The 22996-nt window shown below is 66.8% G+C and carries 21 protein-coding genes and 1 pseudogene; 6 read left to right on the forward strand and 16 right to left on the reverse strand.

Annotated features, from left to right (window positions below; translation table 11 throughout):
- Nucleotides 1-121 precede the first annotated feature (121 nt).
- From ACLP9N_RS34605 to glyA, 5 genes are all read right to left on the reverse strand, one after another.
- Nucleotides 122-1600: an adenylate/guanylate cyclase domain-containing protein gene (locus ACLP9N_RS34605; protein WP_442411618.1), complete on the reverse strand. Its 1479-nt coding sequence runs from the start codon at nucleotides 1598-1600 to the stop codon at nucleotides 122-124.
- Nucleotides 1593-2477, reverse strand: coding sequence for a polysaccharide deacetylase family protein (locus ACLP9N_RS34610; RefSeq protein WP_442411619.1), 885 nt, complete (start codon nucleotides 2475-2477; stop codon nucleotides 1593-1595). The genes ACLP9N_RS34605 and ACLP9N_RS34610 overlap by 8 nt, the downstream gene beginning before the upstream one ends.
- Before the next feature lie 40 nt (nucleotides 2478-2517).
- Nucleotides 2518-3819: a PhoH family protein gene (locus ACLP9N_RS34615; protein ID WP_442411620.1), complete on the reverse strand. Its 1302-nt coding sequence runs from the start codon at nucleotides 3817-3819 to the stop codon at nucleotides 2518-2520.
- A 193-nt stretch (nucleotides 3820-4012) separates the two neighbouring features.
- On the reverse strand, nucleotides 4013-4840 hold the full coding sequence (locus tag ACLP9N_RS34620) for an acyl-ACP desaturase (protein ID WP_442411621.1): 828 nt from the start codon (nucleotides 4838-4840) through the stop codon (nucleotides 4013-4015).
- 59 nt (nucleotides 4841-4899) lie between these two features.
- Nucleotides 4900-6183 (reverse strand): serine hydroxymethyltransferase, encoded by a 1284-nt coding sequence (gene glyA, locus ACLP9N_RS34625; RefSeq protein ID WP_442411636.1) that lies wholly within the window; start codon nucleotides 6181-6183, stop codon nucleotides 4900-4902.
- 115 nt (nucleotides 6184-6298) lie between these two features.
- Here glyA and coaA point away from each other — a divergent pair, with 115 nt between their 5' ends.
- On the forward strand, nucleotides 6299-7237 hold the full coding sequence (gene coaA, locus ACLP9N_RS34630) for a type I pantothenate kinase (protein WP_442411622.1): 939 nt from the start codon (nucleotides 6299-6301) through the stop codon (nucleotides 7235-7237).
- Nucleotides 7238-7267: 30 nt separating this feature from the next.
- Here coaA and ACLP9N_RS34635 read toward each other — a convergent pair whose 3' ends face one another.
- The 3 genes from ACLP9N_RS34635 to ACLP9N_RS34645 all read right to left on the reverse strand — a co-directional run bounded on the left by ACLP9N_RS34635 (nucleotide 7268) and on the right by ACLP9N_RS34645 (nucleotide 10111).
- Nucleotides 7268-7681: a hypothetical protein gene (locus ACLP9N_RS34635; protein WP_442411623.1), complete on the reverse strand. Its 414-nt coding sequence runs from the start codon at nucleotides 7679-7681 to the stop codon at nucleotides 7268-7270.
- A gap of 16 nt (nucleotides 7682-7697) precedes the next feature.
- Nucleotides 7698-9227 carry a hypothetical protein gene (locus tag ACLP9N_RS34640; RefSeq protein ID WP_442411624.1) on the reverse strand — a complete coding sequence of 510 codons (1530 nt, stop codon included), beginning with the start codon at nucleotides 9225-9227 and terminating at the stop codon, nucleotides 7698-7700.
- A gap of 95 nt (nucleotides 9228-9322) precedes the next feature.
- Nucleotides 9323-10111 carry a (2Z,6E)-farnesyl diphosphate synthase gene (locus ACLP9N_RS34645; protein ID WP_442411637.1) on the reverse strand — a complete coding sequence of 263 codons (789 nt, stop codon included), beginning with the start codon at nucleotides 10109-10111 and terminating at the stop codon, nucleotides 9323-9325.
- A 121-nt stretch (nucleotides 10112-10232) separates the two neighbouring features.
- On the opposite strand from ACLP9N_RS34645, the gene trhA reads away from it, so the two are divergent.
- On the forward strand, nucleotides 10233-10973 hold the full coding sequence (trhA, locus tag ACLP9N_RS34650) for a PAQR family membrane homeostasis protein TrhA (protein ID WP_442411625.1): 741 nt from the start codon (nucleotides 10233-10235) through the stop codon (nucleotides 10971-10973).
- Here trhA and ACLP9N_RS34655 read toward each other — a convergent pair.
- Genes ACLP9N_RS34655 through mca form a run of 3 tightly spaced genes read right to left on the reverse strand, consistent with a single transcriptional unit; the run spans nucleotide 10970 to nucleotide 14140 of the window.
- Nucleotides 10970-13015, reverse strand: coding sequence for a thioredoxin domain-containing protein (locus ACLP9N_RS34655; protein ID WP_442411626.1), 2046 nt, complete (start codon nucleotides 13013-13015; stop codon nucleotides 10970-10972). The genes trhA and ACLP9N_RS34655 overlap by 4 nt on opposite strands.
- Nucleotides 13002-13271 (reverse strand): hypothetical protein, encoded by a 270-nt coding sequence (locus ACLP9N_RS34660; protein WP_442411627.1) that lies wholly within the window; start codon nucleotides 13269-13271, stop codon nucleotides 13002-13004. Before ACLP9N_RS34660 ends, ACLP9N_RS34655 begins: the two co-directional genes overlap by 14 nt.
- Nucleotides 13268-14140 (reverse strand): mycothiol conjugate amidase Mca, encoded by an 873-nt coding sequence (mca, locus tag ACLP9N_RS34665; RefSeq protein ID WP_442411628.1) that lies wholly within the window; start codon nucleotides 14138-14140, stop codon nucleotides 13268-13270. The genes ACLP9N_RS34660 and mca overlap by 4 nt, the downstream gene beginning before the upstream one ends.
- A gap of 70 nt (nucleotides 14141-14210) precedes the next feature.
- Here mca and ACLP9N_RS34670 point away from each other — a divergent pair, with 70 nt between their 5' ends.
- On the forward strand, nucleotides 14211-14645 hold the full coding sequence (locus tag ACLP9N_RS34670; protein WP_442411629.1) for a DUF4307 domain-containing protein: 435 nt from the start codon (nucleotides 14211-14213) through the stop codon (nucleotides 14643-14645).
- Between the two features lie 218 nt (nucleotides 14646-14863).
- Nucleotides 14864-15358: a transcription elongation factor GreA gene (gene greA, locus ACLP9N_RS34675; RefSeq protein WP_442411630.1), complete on the forward strand. Its 495-nt coding sequence runs from the start codon at nucleotides 14864-14866 to the stop codon at nucleotides 15356-15358.
- An 11-nt stretch (nucleotides 15359-15369) separates the two neighbouring features.
- Here greA and ACLP9N_RS34680 read toward each other — a convergent pair whose 3' ends face one another.
- From ACLP9N_RS34680 to ACLP9N_RS34700, 5 genes are all read right to left on the reverse strand, one after another.
- A complete protein-coding gene (locus ACLP9N_RS34680) occupies nucleotides 15370-16548 on the reverse strand; it encodes a cystathionine gamma-synthase (RefSeq protein WP_442411631.1) in 1179 nt (392 codons plus the stop codon).
- A 20-nt stretch (nucleotides 16549-16568) separates the two neighbouring features.
- The gene (locus ACLP9N_RS34685) at nucleotides 16569-17066 is read right to left on the reverse strand and encodes an RDD family protein (protein ID WP_442411632.1); all 498 of its coding nucleotides are present in this window, start codon (nucleotides 17064-17066) and stop codon (nucleotides 16569-16571) included.
- A gap of 126 nt (nucleotides 17067-17192) precedes the next feature.
- Nucleotides 17193-17873 carry an RDD family protein gene (locus ACLP9N_RS34690; RefSeq protein WP_442411633.1) on the reverse strand — a complete coding sequence of 227 codons (681 nt, stop codon included), beginning with the start codon at nucleotides 17871-17873 and terminating at the stop codon, nucleotides 17193-17195.
- A gap of 59 nt (nucleotides 17874-17932) precedes the next feature.
- Complete coding sequence (locus tag ACLP9N_RS34695; protein WP_442411634.1) at nucleotides 17933-19351, reverse strand: cystathionine beta-synthase; 1419 nt, start codon at nucleotides 19349-19351, stop codon at nucleotides 17933-17935.
- Nucleotides 19352-19413: 62 nt separating this feature from the next.
- Nucleotides 19414-20481 (reverse strand): alpha/beta hydrolase, encoded by a 1068-nt coding sequence (locus tag ACLP9N_RS34700; RefSeq protein ID WP_442411635.1) that lies wholly within the window; start codon nucleotides 20479-20481, stop codon nucleotides 19414-19416.
- A 246-nt stretch (nucleotides 20482-20727) separates the two neighbouring features.
- On the opposite strand from ACLP9N_RS34700, the gene ACLP9N_RS34705 reads away from it, so the two are divergent.
- Nucleotides 20728-21696: an SGNH/GDSL hydrolase family protein gene (locus ACLP9N_RS34705; RefSeq protein WP_442411638.1), complete on the forward strand. Its 969-nt coding sequence runs from the start codon at nucleotides 20728-20730 to the stop codon at nucleotides 21694-21696.
- A 53-nt stretch (nucleotides 21697-21749) separates the two neighbouring features.
- Nucleotides 21750-22966: pseudogene (locus ACLP9N_RS34710) on the forward strand (acetyl-CoA C-acetyltransferase).
- Nucleotides 22967-22996: the final 30 nt, after the last annotated feature.

The following is a 22996-nucleotide window of genomic DNA, read 5'->3' on the forward strand; positions in this document are numbered from 1 at the left end:
GCGTGGGCGCTCACGGCACTCCTCACAGCACACCACGCACTCCGGCCAGGTCTTCAACGCCGACAACCACCGGCGACAATGCCCCACGCACACCACATGACTTGACACGACCTACAGCCAGCTAGGCGGGACCCGCCGGGGCACAGACTTGCGTGGCTTCAGAGCGGCCGCGCAACACCGTGGAATAACATTCCGACCACCGCCCGCGCTCGGCGTCATCGGCGTGGTCGATGGCCGCCGCCGAGCACAGGATCCGCGACTCCGCGGTCTTGGCGAGATCGGCCAGCCGCGCAGCCTCGTTGACGGCGTCACCGATAACCGTGTATTCGTAACGGTTTTCGGCACCGATGTTGCCGGCGAAGACTCGTCCCGCCGAAACGCCGATGCCGAAGTCCACGGGCAGCTGTCGCAGCTTGGTGGCCAGGGCACGGGCGGTAGCCAGGGCGGCTGACGCCGGTTCGTCCATCAGCAGCGGCGCCCCGAAGACGGCCAGCGCGGCGTCGCCCGCGAATTTGTTGATCAGCCCCTGACGCTCGTCGACGGCGCCGACGACGATCCGGAAGAAGTCGTTGAGCACCTCGGCAACCTCTTGCGGCGGACGGCTTTCCGCGAGCTGCGTGGAGCCGACCAGGTCGATGTAGAGGACGGCCGCTTCGACCACGTCGCCCGACAGCTGCGCACCCTCTTCGATGGCGCGGCGGGCGACGTCGGTTCCGACGTAACGTCCGAACAGATCGCGCAGCCGGTCACGTTCGGCGAGTCCGGTGACCATTCGATTGAATCCGGTTTGCAGACGCCCGATTTGGGACCTTTCATAGGCGCCGACGTGAGTTCCCATGTTGCCATGTTCGACCTGGGCCATCGCGTCGACGACCTCGCCGAGCGGATCGGCGATGGATCGCGACGTCAGGATCATCGTTGGCAACCCGAGGATCAGCGCCGCCAGCGACACCACCAAGATGGGCACATCCAGCGACGCGGACGTTTGGATGAGCCAGCCGTAGGAGCGCAGGACGACGAAGGTGGCGATCACCCCGATGGGCACCGCGCTGCACAGGAACCACATGAGAACCAGTCGGGCGAACACCCCGGGCACGGCCAGTCGGGGCTTGGCGTCCCGGGTGGCGGCGAACATGATCGGCCGCAAGGTGCGTTGGGAAAACAGCAGGCCGGTGCCGGCGGCAGCGGGTCCGCCGAGCAGCACGCCGAGCAGCATGGGCAGTAGCAGCGCGGCCCCGCCGGTCCGATTGATCAGTGCCATGACAGCGCCACTGAACGCCGACGCCGTCAGCAGTATCGCCGTCTGGCGACCCGCGAGTTTCATTGCGGCTTCCCGCTGATCCTTGGTCGGTTCGTCCCCGGCCAGAAACCATCGCAGTGTGGGGACCAGGCTGTAGGCACCCGCAATCCCGACGGCAATGGTTGCCAGCACCACCAGCACCGCGACGATGACCAGGTTCTTTTCCTCGAAGCGCACCGAGGTGTGGCCCCACAGCGGGATGAGAATGGCGGCTACGTCGATGACGGCCACGAAATAGGCCAGGGCAAGGTCGACCGCATATTGAATCAGATACCTGCGGGCGGTTTTCGGGTTAGGCACCGTTGTTCGGTCCGCCCGAATTCTGGCCCGGAATGTCGGTGATCGGGAAGTTGGGCATCGGCTTGGGCGACGGGGTGTTGGGCAACGTCGGAATCTGGCCGGCCGGGATGTCGTGCAGTTCGTTGGCGGGTGGACCGTTCTCGCGGCTGCCGTAACTGCTGCCCGGCGCCCGCTGGCCGAGCAGTTCGCTGACCGTCACCAGGCGGTAGCCGTTGGCCTTGAGGACCGGGATGAACTGGTACACCAGGTCGACGGTGCTCGAGTAGGTGTCATGGAACAACACCACCGAGCCCGGCTTGATGTAGGTCATCAGCATGTATCGTGTCGCCGCCGTGTTGGAGTCGTTGACCCAGTCGAAAGGGATTACATCCCAAAGTATTTCGGCCAGGCCAAACTGGCCGGCAGCCTGGCGAACCACGGGGTCGGACAGTCCGCCGGCGGGGCGATACAGGCTCGGTGTCCGGCCGGTCGCGGCGGTGATCGCATCGTTGGCCCGGGAAAACTGGCTGGCGACGTCCTCGGGCGGGATCGTCGTCATGTTGGGGTGTTCCCAGGTGTGGTTGCCGATCTCCATACCGGCGTCGGCGATGCGCTTGGCGCCAGCCGGGTTGGCTGCCACCTTGTTGCCGATCAGGAAGAAGGTCGCCTTCGCGTCGTTGTCCTTCAGGATCTGCAACAGCCGCTCGTCAAAGGGCCCCGGCCCGTCGTCGAATGTCAGCGCGACACACTTGACCACCGCGCAGCTGCCCTTGTCACCCTTGTCGGCGCGTGTCACGTGACCGGTGAGGCCCCCGATCACCAACACCGCCCCGGCCGCTACGACGCCGATGACGGTCCGCCAGTAGCGCCAGGCCTGGTTGTCAGGTCGTTTCGGCACTAGGGAAGTTTATCGAACGAAAGCGTCCCGAAACGCCCGGTCAGTGCGGTCCGGCAATCTCCTCGAGCATCTCGGTGACCAGCGCGGCGATCGGCGACCGTTCGCTGCGCAGCAGGGTGATGTGCGCGAACAGCGGATGGCCTTTGAGTTTCTCGATCACGGCGGCGACCCCGTCGTGGCGGCCAACGCGCAGGTTATCGCGCTGGGCGATGTCATGGGTCAGCACCACCCGCGACCCCGCGCCCAGCCGGGACAGCACCGTCAGCAGGACGTTGCGCTCGAGTGACTGTGCCTCGTCGACGATGACGAACGAGTCGTGCAACGAGCGGCCCCGAATGTGGGTCAGCGGCAGCACCTCGAGCATGCCCCGGGACAGGACCTCCTCGAGCACCGCCGGGCTGGCCAACCCCTCGAGGGTGTCGAACACCGCCTGCGCCCACGGTCCCATCTTTTCGCTTTCGCTGCCGGGCAGGTAGCCGAGCTCCTGGCCGCCGACCGCGTACAGCGGGCGGAAGACCACCACCTTGCGCTGGGTCCGCCGCTCCAGCACCGCCTCCAGGCCCGCGCACAACGCCAACGCCGATTTGCCGGTGCCGGCTTTGCCACCCAGCGACACGATGCCCACCGACTCGTCGAGCAGCAAGTCGAGCGCCACCCGCTGCTCGGCCGAACGGCCGCGCAGTCCGAACACCTCGCGGTCACCGCGAACCAGCTGGACGTGTTTGGTCGCGTTGACCCGGCCGAGCGCATGAGAGCTGCCCCCAAGCAGCCGAATCCCGGTGTGACACGGCAGGTCTCGGGCTTCGGCCAGATCGATCTCACCCTCGGCGTACAGTGCGTCGATGACTTCGGCGGCGGTCTCGATCTCCTGCATCCCCGACCAACCGGAGACTACGACGTCCTGCGCGTGGTATTCGTCGGCGGCCAGGCCCACCGCGGCGGCCTTGACCCGAAGCGGAATGTCCTTGCTCACCAACGTGACCCGCTTGCCTTCGGCGGCGAGGTTGGCGGCGCAGCTCAAGATCCGGGAGTCGTTGCTGTCCGTACGGAAGCCGGCGGGCAGCACCGCCGGGTCCGTGTGGTTCAGTTCGACGTGAAGCGTGCCGCCTTGTGTCCCAACGAGAATGGGCTGATCCAGCCGTCCGTGCTCGAGTCGAAGATCATCAAACAGACGTAACGCCTGCCGGGCGAACCAGCCCAGCTCGTGGTGGTGGCGTTTGGCCTCAAGTTCGCTGATCACCACCAGCGGAACCACGACCTCGTGTTCGGCAAACCGGCTGCACGCCCATGGGTCGGACAGCAGCACGGAGGTGTCGAGCACGTACGTCCGGGTATCGGTCACGAAGCGCTCCTCGAGCTAAACCCATGGGGCCCCACACGGGCATGTCGACGGGAGTTGCGGCACCAGGACCGGGGCCGGTCCTGCCGTTGTAGTGACCGGAGGCACCGCCCTGGCAGCAGAATACGTCGCTGACCATCAACTGCGACGCTACTCTCGTGGCCGCCCGGCCGCCCGGCAGGCGCGCCGAGACCCGCTAGCCGGTGACGAACTGCCGCAGTTGCGGCTCGTCGGCCACACCCCATGCGGTGATGCGGTCCGAGATCGCCTGTCGCAACTCCGCCGGCCCGAAAATGCCTGCGTCGGCGACGTTCTGCACTTTGTCGTGGTAGGAGTCGATGTCGGCCCCGACGACTTGGAGATCCGCCGCACGCGCGGCGATCGCGGCGATCGTCTCGTCGCGGGTGTACTCGAGGCAATGCGCGACGAGGTTGGCGAAGAACAGCTCGTGACGCTCTTCGTCCCTGCGGATCCGGTCGATGAGTCCGGCCAGGATGGGCTCCTCGATCTGCGCTGCCAGGTTGGCGCAGAAGACCGCGTGGGTGCGTTCGGTGAGCGCCATGTACACCAGGGTCTCGACCTGTGAGTACATGTCGCCGCGGTAGCCCTTCATCACGTACTGGACCCGCGCCTCCTCGTTGGCGGTCGGGTCGACCTCGCGGGTCACCACTAGGTATTCGCGCAACGCGATGGCGTGTAGGTGCTCCTCGGCGGTCCACCGGCCCAGCCAGCGGCCCCACCACTCTTCGAGGATGAAGTGCTCGACCAGCTCGCGGTGGTGGCCGGAGAGGTTGTCCTTGAGCAGCAGCAGGATCTCGCAGGCGTCGGTGGTGGTCCTGGGCAACGTCATCTGGGACGGGTCCCAGTCGCGGCCGCCGAGGAAGGCGAAGTTCTCGCCCCGCTCGAACGGCACATAATCGTGGGCGAACCAGATGTCCTCGGTGTTGAGGTGGCGATCCATGTTGGCTTCGCACACCGGCTCGAGTTCCAGGGTCAGCGCGTCCGCGACAGGTTTCTGTGCCATGCAGTTACTGTAACCCGCGTACACAGGTTAATAAAATTGCCGCGCCCCGTGTCGCGCCGTTAGCGACCGGCCAAACTCCAGTCCTCGAGACCCTCGTACAGCGGGAAGTCCCTGGCCAACCGGGTCACCCGCTGCCGCAGGGCGGACACGTCCAAGCCCGAGCCGCCGCTTGCCAACGCGGTCGCGATGATCTCGGCGACCTCGGTGAACTCGGCGTCCCCGAAGCCGCGGGTGGCCAGCGCCGGGGTCCCGATCCGCAGGCCCGAAGTCACCATCGGCGGCCGCGGGTCATTGGGCACGGCGTTGCGGTTGACGGTGATGCCGGCCTCGTGCAGCAGGTCCTCGGCCGCCTGGCCGTCCAACGGGGAGTTGCGCAGGTCGACCAGCACCAGGTGGACGTCGGTGCCTCCGCTGACCACGGACACACCAGCCTTGGCCACGTCGGCGGCCAGCAGCCGGTCAGCGAGGATCCGGGCGCCCGACAGCGTGCGCTGCTGCCGGTCGGCGAATTCGGGCGTGGAGGCGATCTTGAGCGCGACGGCCTTGCCCGCGATGACGTGCATGAGCGGTCCGCCCTGCTGGCCGGGGAACACCGCGGAGTTGATGGCCTTGGCGTATTCCTGCTTGCCCAGGATCATGCCGGAGCGGCCCCCGCCGAGCGTCTTGTGGATCGTGGTGGAAACCACGTCGGCGTGCGGCACCGGGCTCGGGTGCAGCCCCACCGCAACCAGGCCCGCGAAGTGCGCCATATCGACCCACAGCTTGGCGTCGACCTCATCGGCGATCGACCGGAATCCCTCGAAGTCGAGGATCCGCGGGTAGGCGGACCAGCCGGCGATGATGACCTTCGGACGGAATTCGAGCGCCTTGGCGCGCAGCGCGTCCATGTCGATCACATGCGTCGCCGGATGCAACCCGTAGAAGCCGCATTCATACAACTTGCCGGAGAAGTTCAGCTTCATGCCGTGGGTCAGGTGACCGCCGTTGGCGAGGTCCAGGCCCAGCAGCCGCTCCCCCGGTGACATCAGCGCGTGCAGCACGGCTTCGTTGGCCTGAGCACCCGAATGCGGCTGCACGTTGGCGAAGTCGGCGCCGAACAGCGCCTTGGCGCGGTCGCGGGCGATGTTTTCCACCACGTCGACGTACTCGCAACCGCCGTAGTAACGCCGTCCGGGCAGCCCCTCGGCGTACTTGTTCGTCAGCACGCTGCCTTGAGCCTGCAGCACGGAGCGCGGGACGAAGTTCTCCGAGGCGATCATCTCCAGGGTGTCCCGTTGCCGTCCGAGCTCCTTGCCCAGCAGCTCGGCGATATCCGGGTCGACTTCGGCGAGCGGGGCGGACATTACGGACGCTTTTGTGCGGGCTTCGGATGCGGTGGTCACGCGCGCCAGTCTACTTAGCGATGCTTTTGGCCAGCCCAGCCGTCGGGCGCGCGCTTGCCCCTGCCACACTGGCGCTATGCCCCGGCCGAGCGAGCCGAGCCCATATGTGGAGTTCGACCGAAAGCAGTGGCGTGCGCTGCGCATGTCGACACCGCTGGCCCTCACCGAAGAGGAACTGATCGGCCTGCGTGGTCTGGGTGAGCAAATCGACTTGCTGGAAGTCGAGGAGGTCTATCTGCCGCTGGCCCGGCTGATTCACCTTCAGGTCGCCGCCCGCCAAGGGCTGTTCGCGGCTACCGCGGAATTCCTGGGCGAGCCGCAGCAAAACCCCGACCGGCCGGTGCCGTTCATCATCGGCGTGGCCGGCAGCGTGGCGGTCGGCAAATCGACCACCTCACGTGTGCTGCAGGCGCTGTTGGCCCGCTGGGATCACCATCCCCGGGTGGACCTGGTGACCACCGACGGGTTTCTCTACCCCAATGCCGAACTCGACCGGCGAAACCTCATGCACCGCAAGGGTTTTCCGGAGAGCTATAACCGCCGGGCGCTGCTGCGGTTCGTGACGACGGTGAAATCCGGCTCGGACTATGCGTGCGCGCCGGTGTATTCGCATCTGAAGTACGACATCATCCCCGGCGCCAAGCACGTGCTCCGCCATCCCGACATCCTGATCCTGGAGGGCCTTAACGTCCTGCAGACCGGTCCCACGCTGATGGTGTCCGATCTGTTCGACTTCTCGGTCTACGTCGACGCCCGGGTCGAAGACATCGAGCAGTGGTATGTGTCGCGGTTCTTGGCCATGCGCACCACGGCGTTCGCCGACCCGGAATCTCACTTCCACCACTATTCGGCCCTCAACGACACCAAGGCGGTCGCCGCCGCGCGCGAGATCTGGCGCTCGATCAACCGGCCCAACCTGGTCGAGAACATCCTGCCGACGCGGCCGCGCGCCACCCTGGTGCTGCGCAAAGACGCCGATCACTCCATCAACCGGCTGCGCCTGCGCAAGCTGTAAGGGCGGCAGCGGGACGCGAGCCCGGAGAACCTAGACCGCCAGCCGGCGCACGCCCAGGTATTGCAGCCAGGCGAAGAACGCGGTGTAGACACCGCTGGCCAGCGTCGCGGCGACTCCGGTGGCGGTCATCGGGACCAACTCGGCGGCCACGATCGCCGCCACGGTGTAGACGATGTTGGCCGCGACGACGCCCATCCCGGCACGGCGCAGGTTCGGCAGCGCGGCAAGGCTGAAGACGACCAGCCCATAGAGCACAAAGAAAGCCGACATGGCGTATTCCTGCCCGGATGTCAGGCCCGTCAGCGACGAGAGCGGGTCGGCGGCGAAGGCGCCGGCCAGACCGAGCAATCCGGTCAGGGTGGCGTCGGCGCGCATGGCGAAACGCAACAGCGAATCGGTCGAATCGTAGAGGTGGCGGGTTGGTAGACCAGAGATAGCGGTCATGGGGTTTAACTCCTCGCTATGGCAGGGTATGAGGGGATTTGAAACAAAAGGGACAGTTTCGAGCGTGCCGTCCGGGCACTGCCAGATCGACGCACGGCACTGCCAACTTCTGCCATAGTTGGAACGACCAGCTAGTTCGCCCGGGTATTCCCGCCAGACTGGATTCTTTACTCGCTGGGAACCGAAACGCGTCACGCAGATCGGCGGCGATGAGCCGGGCCGCCGCATTCTGCCAGTTATGCAGCGAGCGCTGTGGGACCTCGGTGACGAACCACTGCCAGGCCTGCCGGGCGGTCGGATCCAAACCGGAGGCGGTGGCGTTCTGCGCATATGCCCGCACGCCGACGACATAGGGGAAATACAGCGCGTTGTAGTGCCGCCACTGCTCGGTGGTGCCGAAGTCGCCGCCGTCGCGGGGCTTGAGCCGCGATATGCCGTCGGCGAGCACGGCCTTGAGTTCGTTGGCCCGCTCCAGCGGGTGATCGGGTGCGCCCCGCGCGGCGAGTCGCTCGTCGATCACGGGCAACGCGGTCAGCGGGCTGGCCACTAGTTTGGTCAGGTCGCCGTAGTGACCCAGCGCCCGGCGGGTGAGCCTGGCGAAGGTCTCGTCGTCGACGTCTTGAAGATCTCGGAGGGGATCTGCGGACCGCAGCGGCAGCGCGGCCCCGGTGTGCCGCAACGCTGCCCGGTCGGCTCGCAGCGTGGGCGATTTCCAGAACGCCAGCCGGTCCAGCACTCCGGCCAGCGGATCGGCCAGCACCTGCACGGTGATAGCGATCGCCACGGTGGTGAACAGCAGGATCGTCAGCGCGACCTGGGTGCCGGGCTGATCGCGAGTGAGGGCCAAGCCGATCAGTACCTGACCGCCGAGCAGCACCGCCACCGCCGTGCAGCCAGCGAACGAGCGCAGCATGTCGGCGCGCAGCGCCTGGCCCTCGTCGAAGGCGTCCCACAAGGCCACCGCGACCCCGAGCAACAGCACATCGAAACCCGTCGACGCCAGAGCCAGCCAGCTGGGCACCAGGCCCAGCGGAATGATCAGGATCGCGTTACCCAGCGCGAAGAACAGCGTCGCAACTACGACGACGCCGACGACCGGCACCGGCTGGGCCGGGCGGCGCAACGCGGCGAGCATCGCCCCCAGCGTGGAGGTCGAGATCACCGCGAACATCAGCCAGTGCCCCGCCCGCAGCGGCCCGTCGACACTGCCGGCCATCGTCGCGCCGACCAGCGTCACCGCACCGACCGCACCGACCAGCAACAGCTCAGCGGTGCGCGCCCGGGCCGTTTCCGATGGCCGGGACAGCTCGACGAGCACCGCGAACCACGCGACGCTCGGCACGGCAACCAGGTAGATCTCTAGCCGGCTGAGCAGCTGCGCGTGCGCCGGGCTGGCCGTGCGCACCGCGTCCAGCGCCACGACGAGCGCAAAGCCGCACAGCCCGATCGCCGCCAAGGCGAGCACGGGCTTGCGCGGATCACGGGCCAGGAGATACAGCCCAAGCCAACCGCTCAGCGTGAACACCACCGCCGACAGCGCAGCCATGCATCCAGTCTGTCACTTACCTAATTTCGTGCCGACCCGTCACCTGCCCAATCCGTGCCGACCCGCTGCGCCCGGCTCCGCCGCGCTTGCGATCGTCACAGGCCGTACCTGCGATGCCGCTGGCTGTAGTCACGCAGCGCGCGCAGGAAATCGACGCGCCGGAACGCGGGCCAGTGCGCTTCGGTGAACCACATCTCCGAGTAGGCGCTCTGCCACAGCAGGAACCCGGACAGGCGTTGCTCGCCCGACGTGCGGATCACCAGATCCGGGTCGGGTTGCCCGGAGGTGTAGAGGTTTTCGGAGATGGCCTCGGCGGTCACCGCCTCGACGAGTTCCTCGCCGGTCGCGCCGTTGGCGAGTTCCTTGCCCAACAATGCGCGAACCGCGTCGACGATCTCCTGACGGCCGCCGTAGCCGACCGCGACGTTGACGTGGAATGGCGCGACGCCCGGGGTGGACTCCACCGCGTCGCGTAGCCGGCGGGCCGGTTCCTCCCCGAGCAGCGCCAGGTCCCCGACGGTACGCACACTCCAGCGGTTCGCCGGTGCACAGATTTCCTCGACGACATCGGTGATGATCTCGATGAGTGCGGCGAGCTCGTCGGGATCGCGTTGCAGGTTCTCGGTCGACAGCAGATAGACGGTGGCCATTTCGATGCCGGCTTCCTGGCACCAGCGCAGCATCTCGGCGATCTTGATCGCACCCATCCGGTAGCCGTAGCTGACGTCGTCGTATCCGGCGTCGCGCGCCCATCGCCGGTTTCCGTCGCACAAGACCGCGATGTGACGGGGCAGTTCGGATGTCGAGGCGGCCAGACCCTGCCGCAGCCGCAGCTCGTAAGCGCGATACAAGGGCTCCTTGAGCCGCGGCGGAATGATCTCCACGAGGATCCACACTACTGTGACCGACAACAAATTCGGGCATGTCCGGACGGCGTCGGCTGGGTGGTCCGGATACTGTGATCAGTAAGAGCCAGTGGCAATCTCAACCGAGGCAACGGGAGCAATGAGCGGCCAGACCAGCACGGTCACCAGCCCGGAGACCGAATCACACGGCGGCGCAGTGGGCAGCGCCGCCCACCAGATCGTCGACGGCGTAACCCGCGTACTGACCAAGCCCCGATTCCGCGGCTGGATCCACGTGTATTCGGCGGGGACAGCGGTCTTCGCTGGTGCGTCACTGATCGCGGTGTCGTGGTCGGTGGGGTCCACTCGCGCCGGGCTCGCAACATTTGCCTATACGGCCGCCACGATCCTGATGTTCACCGTCAGCGCCACCTATCACCGCGTCCACTGGAAATCGGCGACCGCCCAGAAATGGATGAGGCGGGCGGACCATTCGATGATCTTCGTGTTCATCGCGGGCAGCTACACACCGTTCGCGCTGCTGGCCTTGCCGCCCGATGACGGGCGCCTGGTGTTGTGCATCGTGTGGGGCGGCGCGATCGCCGGGATCCTGCTGAAGATGTGCTGGCCGTCGGCACCGCGCTGGGTGGGCGTGCCGCTTTATCTGCTGCTGGGTTGGGTCGCGGTCGGGTTCACCACCACGATCCTGCACAACGCCGGGGTGGCCGCGATGGTGCTGCTGTTCGTCGGCGGCGCCTTGTACAGCATCGGCGGCATACTGTACGCGTCGCGCTGGCCCGACCCGTGGCCGACGACGTTCGGCTACCACGAGTTCTTCCACGCGTGCACAGCGGTAGCGGCGATCTGCCACTACATCGCCATGTGGTTCGTGGTGTTCTAGACGTTCAGCGCGGCCTTGAGTTCCGACGCCCCGGTGACCGGCAGGTCGCAGACCCGCCCTCGGCACACATAGGCCGCGTCGGCGCCGTCCACCCGATCGCGGCCGGCCAAGAGCGCCGACGAGTCCTTCTCGCCCCCGACGACGATTGCGCCGCCGGGCGCCAGCCGGCGCGCATCGGCCAGCAGCGACGACCCCGACGGCTGGCACGCGACGGCGATCTGCAGCGGCCCACGCACCGCGGCTTCGGCGACCGCCAGCCAATGCCCGGCCGCGCGCGACGCATGCTGCAGCAACACCGAATGCGCGCTCAGTGCCTCGCCCGCGGCCCGCAGATACCGCTCGGCACGAAAACTATCGTCGCTGTCGACCAGGTGCGCGGCGGTCAGCAGCGCCTCGGTGATCGCCGATGCTCCCGACGGCGTCGCCCCATCCATCGGGTCGGCAGGCCGCAGCATCAACGTCTCGGCATCGTCGGCGGCGTCGAACCAGCGGCCGGGGCGCTCCGGGTCGGCGAAGTGCTGCAGCGCGGTGTCCAACAACTGGGTCGCCGCCGTCAGCAACGCCTCATCGGTGCTCAGCTGATACACCGCCAACAGCCCGGTGGCCAGCATGGCGTGGTCCTCCAAGATCGCGGCGCTGTCACCGACCACCCCGCCGAGGCTGGCGCGTCGCAGCCGGCCGTCGACGACGTGCAAGTCCAGTAGCGCCGTCGCGCAGCGCTGCGCGGCTTCAACCATCTCAAAAGCCAACTCGGGGGCTGCCAACGCCACACTGGCCTCGGCCAGCGCGGTGATCGCCAGCCCGTTCCAGGCCGTGACGACCTTGTCGTCACGGCCGGGCTGGGCCCGGGTGAGCCGCGCCGCCAGCAGCGCGCCGCGGATCCGGTCCAGTCGTTGCGGGTCGTCCGGATCGGACCGCAGCTGCAGCACCGACGCGCCGTGTTCGAAGGTGCCGGCCTCGGTGACGCCGAAAACCTCTGCCGCCCAACGACCGTCGTCGCTACCGAGCACCTCGACCAGTTGCGCCGGCGTCCAGACGTAGGTCGAACCCTCCTGCCCGGCGGCGTCGGCGTCCAGCGACGAAGTGAACATGCCGGCTTTGCCTTTGGTGCCCAGCTCGTCGAGCAGAAACCGCGCGGTCTGCTGGGCGACCTTGCGGGCCAACGGATCTCCGGTGCGCCGGGCCCAGTGCGCGTATGCACGCAGCAGCAGCGCGTTGTCGTAGAGCATCTTCTCGAAATGCGGTACCACCCAGGCATTGTCGACGCTGTATCGGGCGAAGCCGCCGGCAAGTTGGTCGTAGATACCGCCGCGGGCCATCGCGGCGCCGGTGTGCGAGACGGCCTCGAGCGCCGCCGCCGACCCGGTGCGCTCATGGTTGCGCAGCAGCGCCTCCAGCAGCGCCGACGGCGGGAATTTGGGTGCTCCGCCGAAGCCGCCGTGAGTGCTGTCCTGGTCGCGCAGCACCGTGGCAACGGCGTGATCACACAGCGCCGGCGCCACCTCCGGGCCCGCGCCCGGCAGCCCCAGTGACGAGGAAGCCATTTTGCGCAACTCGCCGGAGATATGGTCGGAGGCCTCTTCCACCTCCCCGCGGCGATCCCGCCAGGTGTCGGATACTGCCGAAAGCAGTTGCAGGAAAGCATCTTTCGGGTAGTAGGTGCCCCAGTAAAACGGTCGGCCGTCGGGAGTCAGGAAACACGTCATCGGCCAGCCGCCCTGCCCGGTGAGCGCGACGGTGGCATTCATGTAGACCGCGTCGATGTCGGGCCGTTCTTCGCGGTCGACCTTGATGCAGACGAATCCGGCGTTCATCGCGGCGGCAACCGTGTGGTCCTCGAACGACTCGTGGGCCATGACGTGACACCAATGACAGGCGGCGTAGCCAATGGACAGCAGGATCGGCACGTCGCGCGCGGCCGCGTCCTGCAGGGCCCGCGGCGTCCACTGCTGCCAGTGCACGGGGTTGTCGGCATGCTGGCGCAGGTACGGGCTGGTGGCCCGCCCGAGGGTATTGGCCCCCGACGGATCAGCCTGGCTCATCATCGGCGCCCGGTGCGCGCGGGGGTCCGTCCACCGTGTCGGTGCCCTCGTCGGCGGCCTTGTCGGGTTCGGGGTGTTCCCGGTCGAATGATTTGGGGACCTTTTTCAACTGCCGATTCATCGACCGCACCAAGAACACCGTGGCGATCACCAGCAACACGATGACCAGCAGCCCCACCGGGCTGGCCTTGCCGAAATCCGGCCCGTGATTGTGCGGCGTCCCGTCAGCAATCACGGTGAGCAGAAGGTGGTTCACCCGTTCGTCTCGATTCCGGCGAACAGATCGGTTTCGGGCACCTTCGCGCGCACACGCGAGCGGGCCAACTCGAATTCCTCGCTCGGCCAGAGCCGCTGCTGCCATGAGATCGGAACCGCAAAGAAGTCGTGGTTCGGGTCGATCTGGGTGGCGTGCGCCCGCAGCGCGTCGTCACGCCGGCTGAAGTACGCCGAGCATTCGACGCGCGTCGTCACTCGGGATTCGAACGGGTCGTGGTCGGGATCCCAGTGCTCGAGCCACTGCTTGAACGGGCCTTCCTGGCCGTGCTTGACGCATTCGTCGTGGAACAACTGCATCCGCGCCCGCAGGAAGCCGTGGTTGTAGTACAGCTTCGACACATTCCACGGCTCGCCCGCGTCCGGGAACCGGCGATAGTCGCCGGCAGCCTCGTAGGCGGCCACCGAGACCTGGTGGCAGCGAATGTGGTCGGGATGCGGGTATCCGCCGTTTTCGTCGTAGGTGGTCATCACGTGCGGCTGGAACTCGCGTACCACCCGAACCAGCGCCTCGGCCGACGTTTCCAGCGGCACCATCGCGAAGCAGTCATCGGGCAGCGGCGGCGGCAGATCGCCCTTGGGCAGGCCGGAGTCGACGAAGCCGAGCCAGGTATGCTCCACGCCGAGGATCTCGGCTGCCTTGGCCATCTCGTCGCGGCGGATCGCGGCGATGTGTCCATGCACATCGGGCAGGTCCATCGCGGGATTGAGGATTTCGCCGCGTTCGCCACCGGTCAACGTCACCACAAGCACGCGGTGCCCCTCGTCGGCGTAGCGGGCGAGGGTGGCGGCACCTTTGCTGGACTCGTCGTCGGGGTGGGCGTGCACCGCCATCAACCGCAGTTCGCTCACGTGTCCCCTTGTCCGTTGGATGCGTGACCCTATAATTCCAGTTCCCCGCTAACCGACAACTCCCCCAGGCATGACACAGGCTCCCGTTCCGCGTCCCGAGGCCCGCTATGGGCGTCCGCGACTGTCCCGCAGATCGCGGCGCCGCATAGCCATCGCCTTGCCCGTGCTGATTGTCGCGGCCGGCATCGTCGTCGCCGTGCTCGGCTACCAACGGCTGGGCACCAGCGACGTCTCCGGATCGCTGGCCGGCTATCAATTGATCGACGACGAGACGGCGTCGGTGACCATCAGCGTGACGCGCTCCAACCCGTCGCGGCCAGTGGACTGCATTGTGCGGGTGCGGTCCAAAGACGGCAGCGAGACGGGCAGACGGGAAGTGCTCGTCCCGCCGTCCGACCAGGCCACGGTGCAGGTGACGACGACGGTGAAATCCTTCCAACGGCCGGTGATGGCAGACATCTACGGCTGTGGCACCAACGTGCCCGGCTACCTGCGCTCGGACTGATTGAGGGACAAACTCTCAACTGCAGATATACAGTCATCGTTTGTTATCGCAGTGGTAACATGGGTGAATGCACGGTTCCTGCTGGGACCGTGTATTGCTGCATTAATGCCCGTGAGCAAGACGGAGCAGGCGGCACCAGGGCGGAACCGGGCACCCCCAAGCGGGGCCCAGGAGCTTACGCGGATACGCGGAGCCGAGAACACGAGGAGCGCGACGAGATGACGGACACTCAGGTGACCTGGTTGACCCAGGAGTCACATGACCGGCTCAAGGCCGAGCTCGACCAGTTGATCGCCAACCGTCCGGTCATCGCCGCGGAAATCAACGACCGCCGCGAGGAGGGCGACCTGCGCGAGAACGGCGGATACCATGCCGCCCGCGAGGAGCAAGGCCAACAGGAGGCCCGCATCCGCCAGCTGCAGGACCTGCTCAACAACGCCAAGGTCGGCGAGGCACCCAAGCAGTCCGGCGTGGCGCTGCCCGGCTCGGTGGTCAAGGTCTACTACAACGGCGACAAGTCCGACAGCGAGACGTTCCTCATCGCCACCCGTCAGGAGGGCGTCAAGAACGGCAAGCTCGAGGTGTATTCGCCGAACTCACCGCTGGGCGGCGCACTCCTCGACGCCAAGGTCGGCGAGACCCGCAGCTACACGGTGCCCAACGGCAACACCGTCAAGGTCACCCTCGTCAGCGCGGAGCCGTATCACTCATAGCGGGGCGCGAACTACTTCAGCGCTTGTTCGAGGTCGGCCAGCAGGTCGGCGATGTCCTCGATGCCGACCGACAGCCGCACCAGGTCGTCGGGCACTTCCAATTGCGAACCGGCCGTGGATGCGTGCGTCATGGCGCTGGGATGCTCGATCAGCGATTCCACTCCACCCAGTGATTCGGCCAGGATGAACACGCCGGTGTTGGCGCACAGCCGCTCGGCGGCCTCCCGGCCGCCGGCCATCCGCACCGAAACCATGCCGCCGAAGCCGCGCATCTGCCGCGCGGCGACCTCTTGCCCGGGATGGGTGGCCAAACCCGGATACAGCACGGTGCTTACCGACGGCTGAGCGGCGAGGAATTCCGCTACTGCCAAAGCGTTTTCGCTGTGTCGCTGCATGCGCAGCACTAGGGTCTTCAGGCCGCGCATCGTCAGGTAGGCGTCGAACGGGCCCGGCACCGCGCCGGCGCCGTTCTGCAAGAAACCGAAAGCCTGGTCCAGCTCTTCGTCATTGGTAACCAGCGCGCCGCCCACCACGTCGGAGTGGCCACCGATGTACTTGGTGGTGGAGTGCAGCACTACATCGGCGCCCAGCGTCAACGGCTGCTGCAACGCCGGCGAGGCAAAAGTGTTGTCCACCAACACCTTTGCCGAACTCTGACTGCCGATCTCCGCTACCATTTCGGCAAGGCCGGCGATATCGGCGATGGACAGCAGCGGATTGGTCGGCGTTTCCACCCACACCAGCCGGGTACGTGGCGTGATGGCGGCGCGGACCGCGTCCACGTCGGGCAGCGCCACCGGCGTGTAGTCGACGTTCCACTGGGTGAAGACCTTGTCGATCAGCCGGAACGTGCCGCCGTAAGCGTCGTCGGGAATGACCACATGGTCCCCGGGCCGCAGCATTGCCCGCAGGGCGCAGTCGGTGGCGGCCATCCCGGAACTGAACGACCGCCCGAACGCGCCCTCTTCGACCGCGGCCAGCGAGGCCTCCAGTGCGGCCCGGGTCGGGTTACCGGTGCGTGCGTATTCGAATCCGCCGCGCAGACCGCCGACGCCGTCCTGGGCGAACGTGCTGCTGGCATATATCGGCGCGTTCACCGCCCCGGTGGCCGGGTCCGGACGGTAGCCGGCATGGATGGCTTTGGTGGCCAGTCCGGTGTATGCGTCGTGTGCGTTGCGCTCTTGGCTCATCGACGATCAGCGTAGTGGGCTCACCGGACCTTGATCACCACGTCGTCGGCCGCCTTGTCGTGCCAGCCACGCAGGCGACCGGACTTGTCGAACAGGGGCGACAAGTACACCAGCAACGCCAGCAGGGTACAGAACACACTGGCGGCTAACGGAACAAGCGGCCGCACGAACGCCGATCCGAAGCCAAGTAGTTGGCCCGTGACCTGGTTGACCACCTTGATGCCGAGTGCCATCTTGCCCAGAGTCGCGCCCCAGTGAGCCAGCATCAACCACTCGTAGACCAGGCCGCTCCCCATCGCGGCCGCAAGTGCCAACAGGAATCCGAGCGTGCCCATTCCGGACTGCTCGGAAGTGGTGTGGCCGTTGTAGTCGGTGACGGTGGTCGACGACGACGCCAAGGCGACACCGATCACCACGAAGGTTGCGTAGAAGACACCGTAGACCAGCGAGTCGATCAAGCGTGCCAGCAAACGCTGCCAAATCGTGGCGACGGCAACGGTCCCGATTTCGGGAAGCATGACGAACCCACTGGGCGCCTGCGGCGGCTGACCGCCGTATGGCCGAGAACCCCACGAGGAGGGTGGGTGAGTACCGAAAGGCGGTTGCTCAGTCATTGCTGGGGCACCGGGGCCTGGTCGGCGCTATCAGATAGGCAGGCACACCGTCGTCATGATCTTGTCGGCCAGGGTTTGCCGTTTAGAGTCCCACAACGGAAACAGAAAACCGACGTAGCAGATGATCGCGTCAACGAAGTGCGCAAGTTGGCGCACCACCGACATCCCGAAACCGATCGGCTGCCCGGTGGTCTCGCTGACCACCTTGAACTTCATCACCGACTTGCCGATGCTCGAGCCGGTAGTGCCCTGGCGGTAGCCGTAATTCCAGACCAAGTAGACCAATCCCACCAGCCACGCCAGCCCCTGCACCACTTGGCCGAGCATCGAGGGCTGGTAAATGCAGTACTGGTTCACGTCATATCCCGTGACGTCGCTGGTGCACGTCTTCTGCTGAGTGAAATCCGTGATCCCCACACCGATGCCGACCACGAGGGCGTACGGGATGTTGTCGATAAGGAACGCCAGCACGCGGGTGATCCACGACGTGTAGGACTCCGGCGGCAGGGCACGGACCGCCGGTCCGGGCGGGGGCGGCGCATACCCGCCCGCGGGCGGAGGGGGCGGCGGATACGAGGCGCCGTCGGGCAGCGGAGGCGGTGGAGGGTAGGAACCGCCGGGCGGCGGCGGAGGCTGCTGCCCGCCGGGTGGCGACCCGGGCGGACCTGCAGGCGGTGGGTAGAACCCGGGGGGCGGCGGTTGATCAGTCATGGGCACCTTCCACTGCGGGGATGCTGAACCAGGCCGCATTACATTACCTGAGCGCCCCGCTAACGTCGCCCAGTTAGGCCACGAGACCCGTCCGAGAGGAAACCCAGCAGGTCATACCGGGTGATCACCCCGACCGGTTTTCCCTGCTCCACCACCATCAACGCGTCCCAATCCCGCAATGCCTTGCCCGCGGCCGTGAGCAATTCGCCGGCGCCGATCATCCGCAGCGGCGGGCTCATGTGCTGCGAGACGGCGTCGGCCAAGTTGGCGCGGCCCTCGAAGACCGCCGAGAGCAACTCGCGTTCGGAGACGCTCCCGGCCACCTCGCCGGCCATCACCGGCGGCTCGGCCCCCACCACCGGCATCTGGGACACCCCGTACTCACGCAGAATGCCGATTGCATCACGCACCGTCTCCGACGGGTGGGTGTGGACCAGGTCGGGCAGTTCGCCGGACTTGCGGCGCAGCACGTCACCGACCGTGGGCTCATCGATCGACCCGTCGAGGCGGCTGCGCAGGAACCCGTATGAGGACATCCACCCGTCGTTGAAGATCTTTGACATGTAGCCACGGCCGCCGTCCGGCAACAACACCACGACCAGCGCGTCCGGCCCGGCTGCCTCGGCGACCTTGACCGCGGCGACGACCGCCATCCCGCACGACCCGCCGACCAACATCGCTTCTTCGCGGGCCAACCGCCTGGTCATGTTGAACGAGTCGGAGTCGGACACCGCGATGATCTGGTCGGGCACGCCCGGGTCATATGCCGCCGGCCAGAAATCCTCACCGACGCCCTCGACGAGATAGGGCCGGCCGCTGCCGCCCGAATACACCGACCCTTCCGGGTCGGCGCCGATGATGCGCACTGGTCCCTCCGGTCGCCCGGCGGACACCTCCTTGAGGTAGCGGCCCGCGCCGCTGATCGTCCCGCCGGTGCCGATGCCGGCGACGAAGTGGGTGACCTTGCCGTCGGTGTCGGCCCAAATCTCCGGGCCTGTGGTCTCGTAGTGGCTGGCCGGTCCCTCCGGGTTCGCGTACTGGTCGGGTTTCCAGGCGCCGTCGATCTCGGCGACCAACCGGTCGGAAACGCTGTAGTAGCTCTGCGGGTCGTCGGGCGGCACCGCCGTCGGGCACACGACCACGTCGGCGCCGTAGGCGAGCAGCACGTTTCGCTTGTCTTCGCTGACTTTGTCGGGACAGACGAAGACGCACTTGTAGCCGCGGTGCTGCGCGACCAGAGCCAGCCCGACACCGGTGTTACCGGAGGTGGGTTCGACGATGGTGCCACCCGGCTTCAGCTGCCCGCTGGCCTCGGCAGCATCGATCATCTTGGCCGCGATCCGGTCCTTGGAACTGCCGCCCGGGTTGAGGTATTCGACCTTTGCCACCACGATGCCGGCGCCGTCGGGGACGACGGAGTTCAGGCGAACCAGTGGGGTGCCGCCGATAAGGTCACTGATGTGCTGCGCGATCCGCATGCGTTCATCGTCTCAGGCGGTTTCGGGCCGTGCACAGTGACTGCGGGTGCCGGCGGAGCCGACTACTCAGTGGCCTCACGGATGTAATCGCCGATCTGGCGCAGTGAACGGACCGCCTCGGGCACCAGCGGCGCGGCCAACTGGAAGTCATGAACCTGGCCAGGCCAGACCCGGACCTCGGCCGGCACACCGACCGCTGCCAGCCGGCTCGCGGCCAACTGCGCGTCGTGCAGCAGCACCTCGGATCCGGACACGTGGATCAGGGTTCGCGGCAGGCCGGGTTTGATGTGCTCCAACGGCTCATAGATTTCTTCGGGCTTGCCGTCGACGAGGTGCTTGGCGGCGGCGCTAGCAACCAGCTCGACGAGCGCGTCGAACGCATTCGCCGGGAACATGGCGTCGGTCTTGATGTTGGGATGGGCCTGCTTGTATTCCTTTGCTAGCTGCAGCAGCGGCGAGATCGCTACCAGCGCGGCGGGCTCCTCGCCCTCCTCCTGCAGCCGTTGCGCTAGCGCAAGGGAAAGATACCCACCCGCGGAATCACCGGCCAGCACTATCTGTTCCGGGTCGAACCCGCGCGACCGCAGCCACTGGTAGCCGTCGTAGCAGTCGTTGAGCGCCATTCCGATCGAATGCTTGGGCAGCAACCGATAGTTGACGACCAGAACCGGTGTGTCAGCAAACGTTGATAGCGCTTCGACGAGCCTGCCGTGCGAGTTCGCCCCACAGGTCAGGAATGCGCCACCGTGCAAGTAGAGAACCACCCGCCTTGTCCCGTCCGCGGGCAGCACGCCGGGCGCTCGCACCAGTTGCGCTGACGCATTGGTCAAGGCCACGTCGGCCCGGACGGTGGCGGAAGGTGGGAGTACAGCCTTGGCGGCCATGTCGATGAGACTCCACGGCCAGGGCAGGTTCGGTACGTGGCTACCCAGCGCCAGAACCGGCCGGATCGTCAGTCGCGACGCCAGCGCAGCTAACCGCCCCGCGACGCTGGGCCCGGATTCGAGAACCTCGACCGGTGCGCCGTCACTGATGGCGAACCGGCGTGCCTTAACTCTGCGAGCCCGAAGAACCTCATACGGGCGAACGGCATTCCGGGGCGAGTCGGATACCTCACTGGGTGCGCTCATGCTCAACACTTCCTACGCCATTGTAGTCCGATACAGCATGTGACGAGTCAGGTGACCGTCCGGTTCATCCCGTTTGCCGAGGCGACCAGCCAACCCGTTGGGTTTAGCTTGACAGCCGTTGCTGAGTGCAACATTTGAAGAAGCTGATTTGATACCACAATTGCTCCGCACCGTGATCGAGTTATTTCTCAGCTATCTGCCCGAGCGTTACCAAAGCCGCCGTAAAATGGTCCGGTGACTATGAGGGTGCCGCGTCGTTCGACGATCGCCCTGGCCACAGTGGGTGCATTGGCCTCGACGGGCACGGCCTATCTGGGCGCACGCAACCTGCTGGTGGGCCAGGCGACGCAGGCGCGCACCATCATCCCGAAGTCCTGGGACATCCCGCCCCGCGCCGACGGCGTCTACACCCGCGGCGGCGGGCCCGTACAGCGGTGGCAGCGGGGCATGTCCGTCGACCTGCACCTGATGATCTTTGGTGACTCGACGGCCACCGGTTACGGCTGCTTCAACGCCGAAGAAGTGCCCGGTGTGCTGATCGCGCGCGGGTTGGCCGAGCAGACCGGCAAGCGCGTCCGGCTGAGCACGAAAGCAATCGTCGGCGCCACCTCGAGGGGCGTGTCCGGCCAGGTCGACGCGATGTTCGTGGCCGGGCCTCCGCCGGACGCCGCGGTGATGATGCTGGGCGCCAACGACGTCACGGCGCTCAACGGCATCAGCCAGTCGGCGCGGCGCCTGGCCTCGGTTGTGCGCAAGTTGCGCGCCCGCGGTGCGGTGGTGGTGGTCGGTACGTGCCCGGATCTTGGAGTGATCTCCGCCATCCCCCAGCCGCTGCGGTCGCTGGCACACTCGCGGGGCCTGCAACTTGCCCGCGCCCAGGCCGCCGCGGTCAAGGCGGCCGGCGGTGTGCCGGTGCCGTTGGCGGCCCTGTTGGCGCACCAGTTCCGGGCGTCACCCGAGCTGATGTTCTCCGCCGACGGTTTCCACCCCTCGCCGACGGCATATGCGCTGGCGGCCGAACAGCTACTGCCCGTGCTCTGCGAGGAGCTCGGCGAAAAGGACGGCATCCCCACGGTTGAGCCGCCGTCATCGCCGCGGGCCAGTACGCCCGTGCTCGATGCCGGCCACACCCGACTGTCCGTGATGCCGCGGGTTTGGCGGGACCCGGTAGGCGATGTGCCCGCCCAGTCGAACCCCCCGGTGGCCACCGACTAGGTTTGTCTAGATTTGTCTGGTCTTGAGCCCGCATCGCGTCGGAGGGAACCGTCATGCCGGAAGCCGTCATCGTCTCAGCTACCCGCTCACCGATCGGCCGCGCTATGAAAGGGTCGCTGGTCAGCATGCGACCGGACGACCTGGCCGTCCAGATGGTGCGCGCCGCGCTCGACAAGGTGCCCGCGCTGAACCCACACCAGATCGATGACCTGATCCTGGGCTGCGGTCTGCCGGGCGGCGAGCAGGGCTTCAACATGGCGCGCGTCGTCGCCGTCGAGCTCGGCTACGACTTCCTGCCGGGCACCACCGTCAACCGGTACTGCTCGTCGTCGCTGCAGACCACCCGGATGGCGTTCCACGCGATCAAGGCCGGCGAGGGCGACGCGTTCATCTCCGCGGGTGTGGAGACCGTGTCCCGGTTCGCCAAGGGCAATTCCGACTCCTGGCCGGACACCAAGAACCCGCTGTTTGATGCGGCGCAGGAGCGGTCGACCGCCGCGGCCGCGGGCGCCGACGAGTGGCACGACCCACGCGCCGACGGGAACATCCCGGACGTCTACATCGCGATGGGCCAGACCGCTGAGAACGTCGCCATCATGACCGGCATCAGCCGCGAGGACCAGGACCACTGGGGGGTGCGCAGCCAGAACCGGGCCGAGGAGGCGATCAAGAGCGGGTTCTTCGAGCGCGAGATCTGCCCGGTCACCCTGCCCGACGGCACCACGGTCAGCACCGACGACGGGCCACGGCCAGGTACCAGCTACGAGAAGGTCAGCGAGCTCAAGCCGGTGTTCCGGCCCAACGGCACCGTGACCGCCGGAAATGCCTGTCCGCTCAACGACGGCGCCGCCGCGCTGGTGATCACCAGCGACACCAAGGCAAGGAATTGGGCCTGACACCGCTGGCCCGCATCGTATCCACCGGCGTCAGCGGCCTCTCCCCGGAGATCATGGGCCTGGGCCCGATCGAGGCGTCCAAGAAGGCCCTCCAGCGGGCCGGACTGTCGATCAGCGACATTGACCTGATCGAGATCAACGAGGCCTTCGCGGTGCAGGTGCTGAGTTCGGCCCGCGAGCTGGGCATCGACGAGGACAAGTTGAACGTGTCGGGTGGGGCCATCGCCCTGGGCCACCCGTTCGGCATGACCGGCGCACGTATCGCCACCACGCTGCTGAACAACCTCAAGACGCACGACAAGACATTCGGTCTGGAAACCATGTGTGTCGGTGGTGGCCAGGGCATGGCGATGGTGCTCGAGCGGCTCGATTAGGCCTCAGTTAGGCAGGAGCAGTCGCAAAAG

This window comes from Mycobacterium sp. (genome assembly GCF_052144515.1).
Taxonomy (GTDB): Bacteria; Actinomycetota; Actinomycetes; order Mycobacteriales; family Mycobacteriaceae; genus Mycobacterium.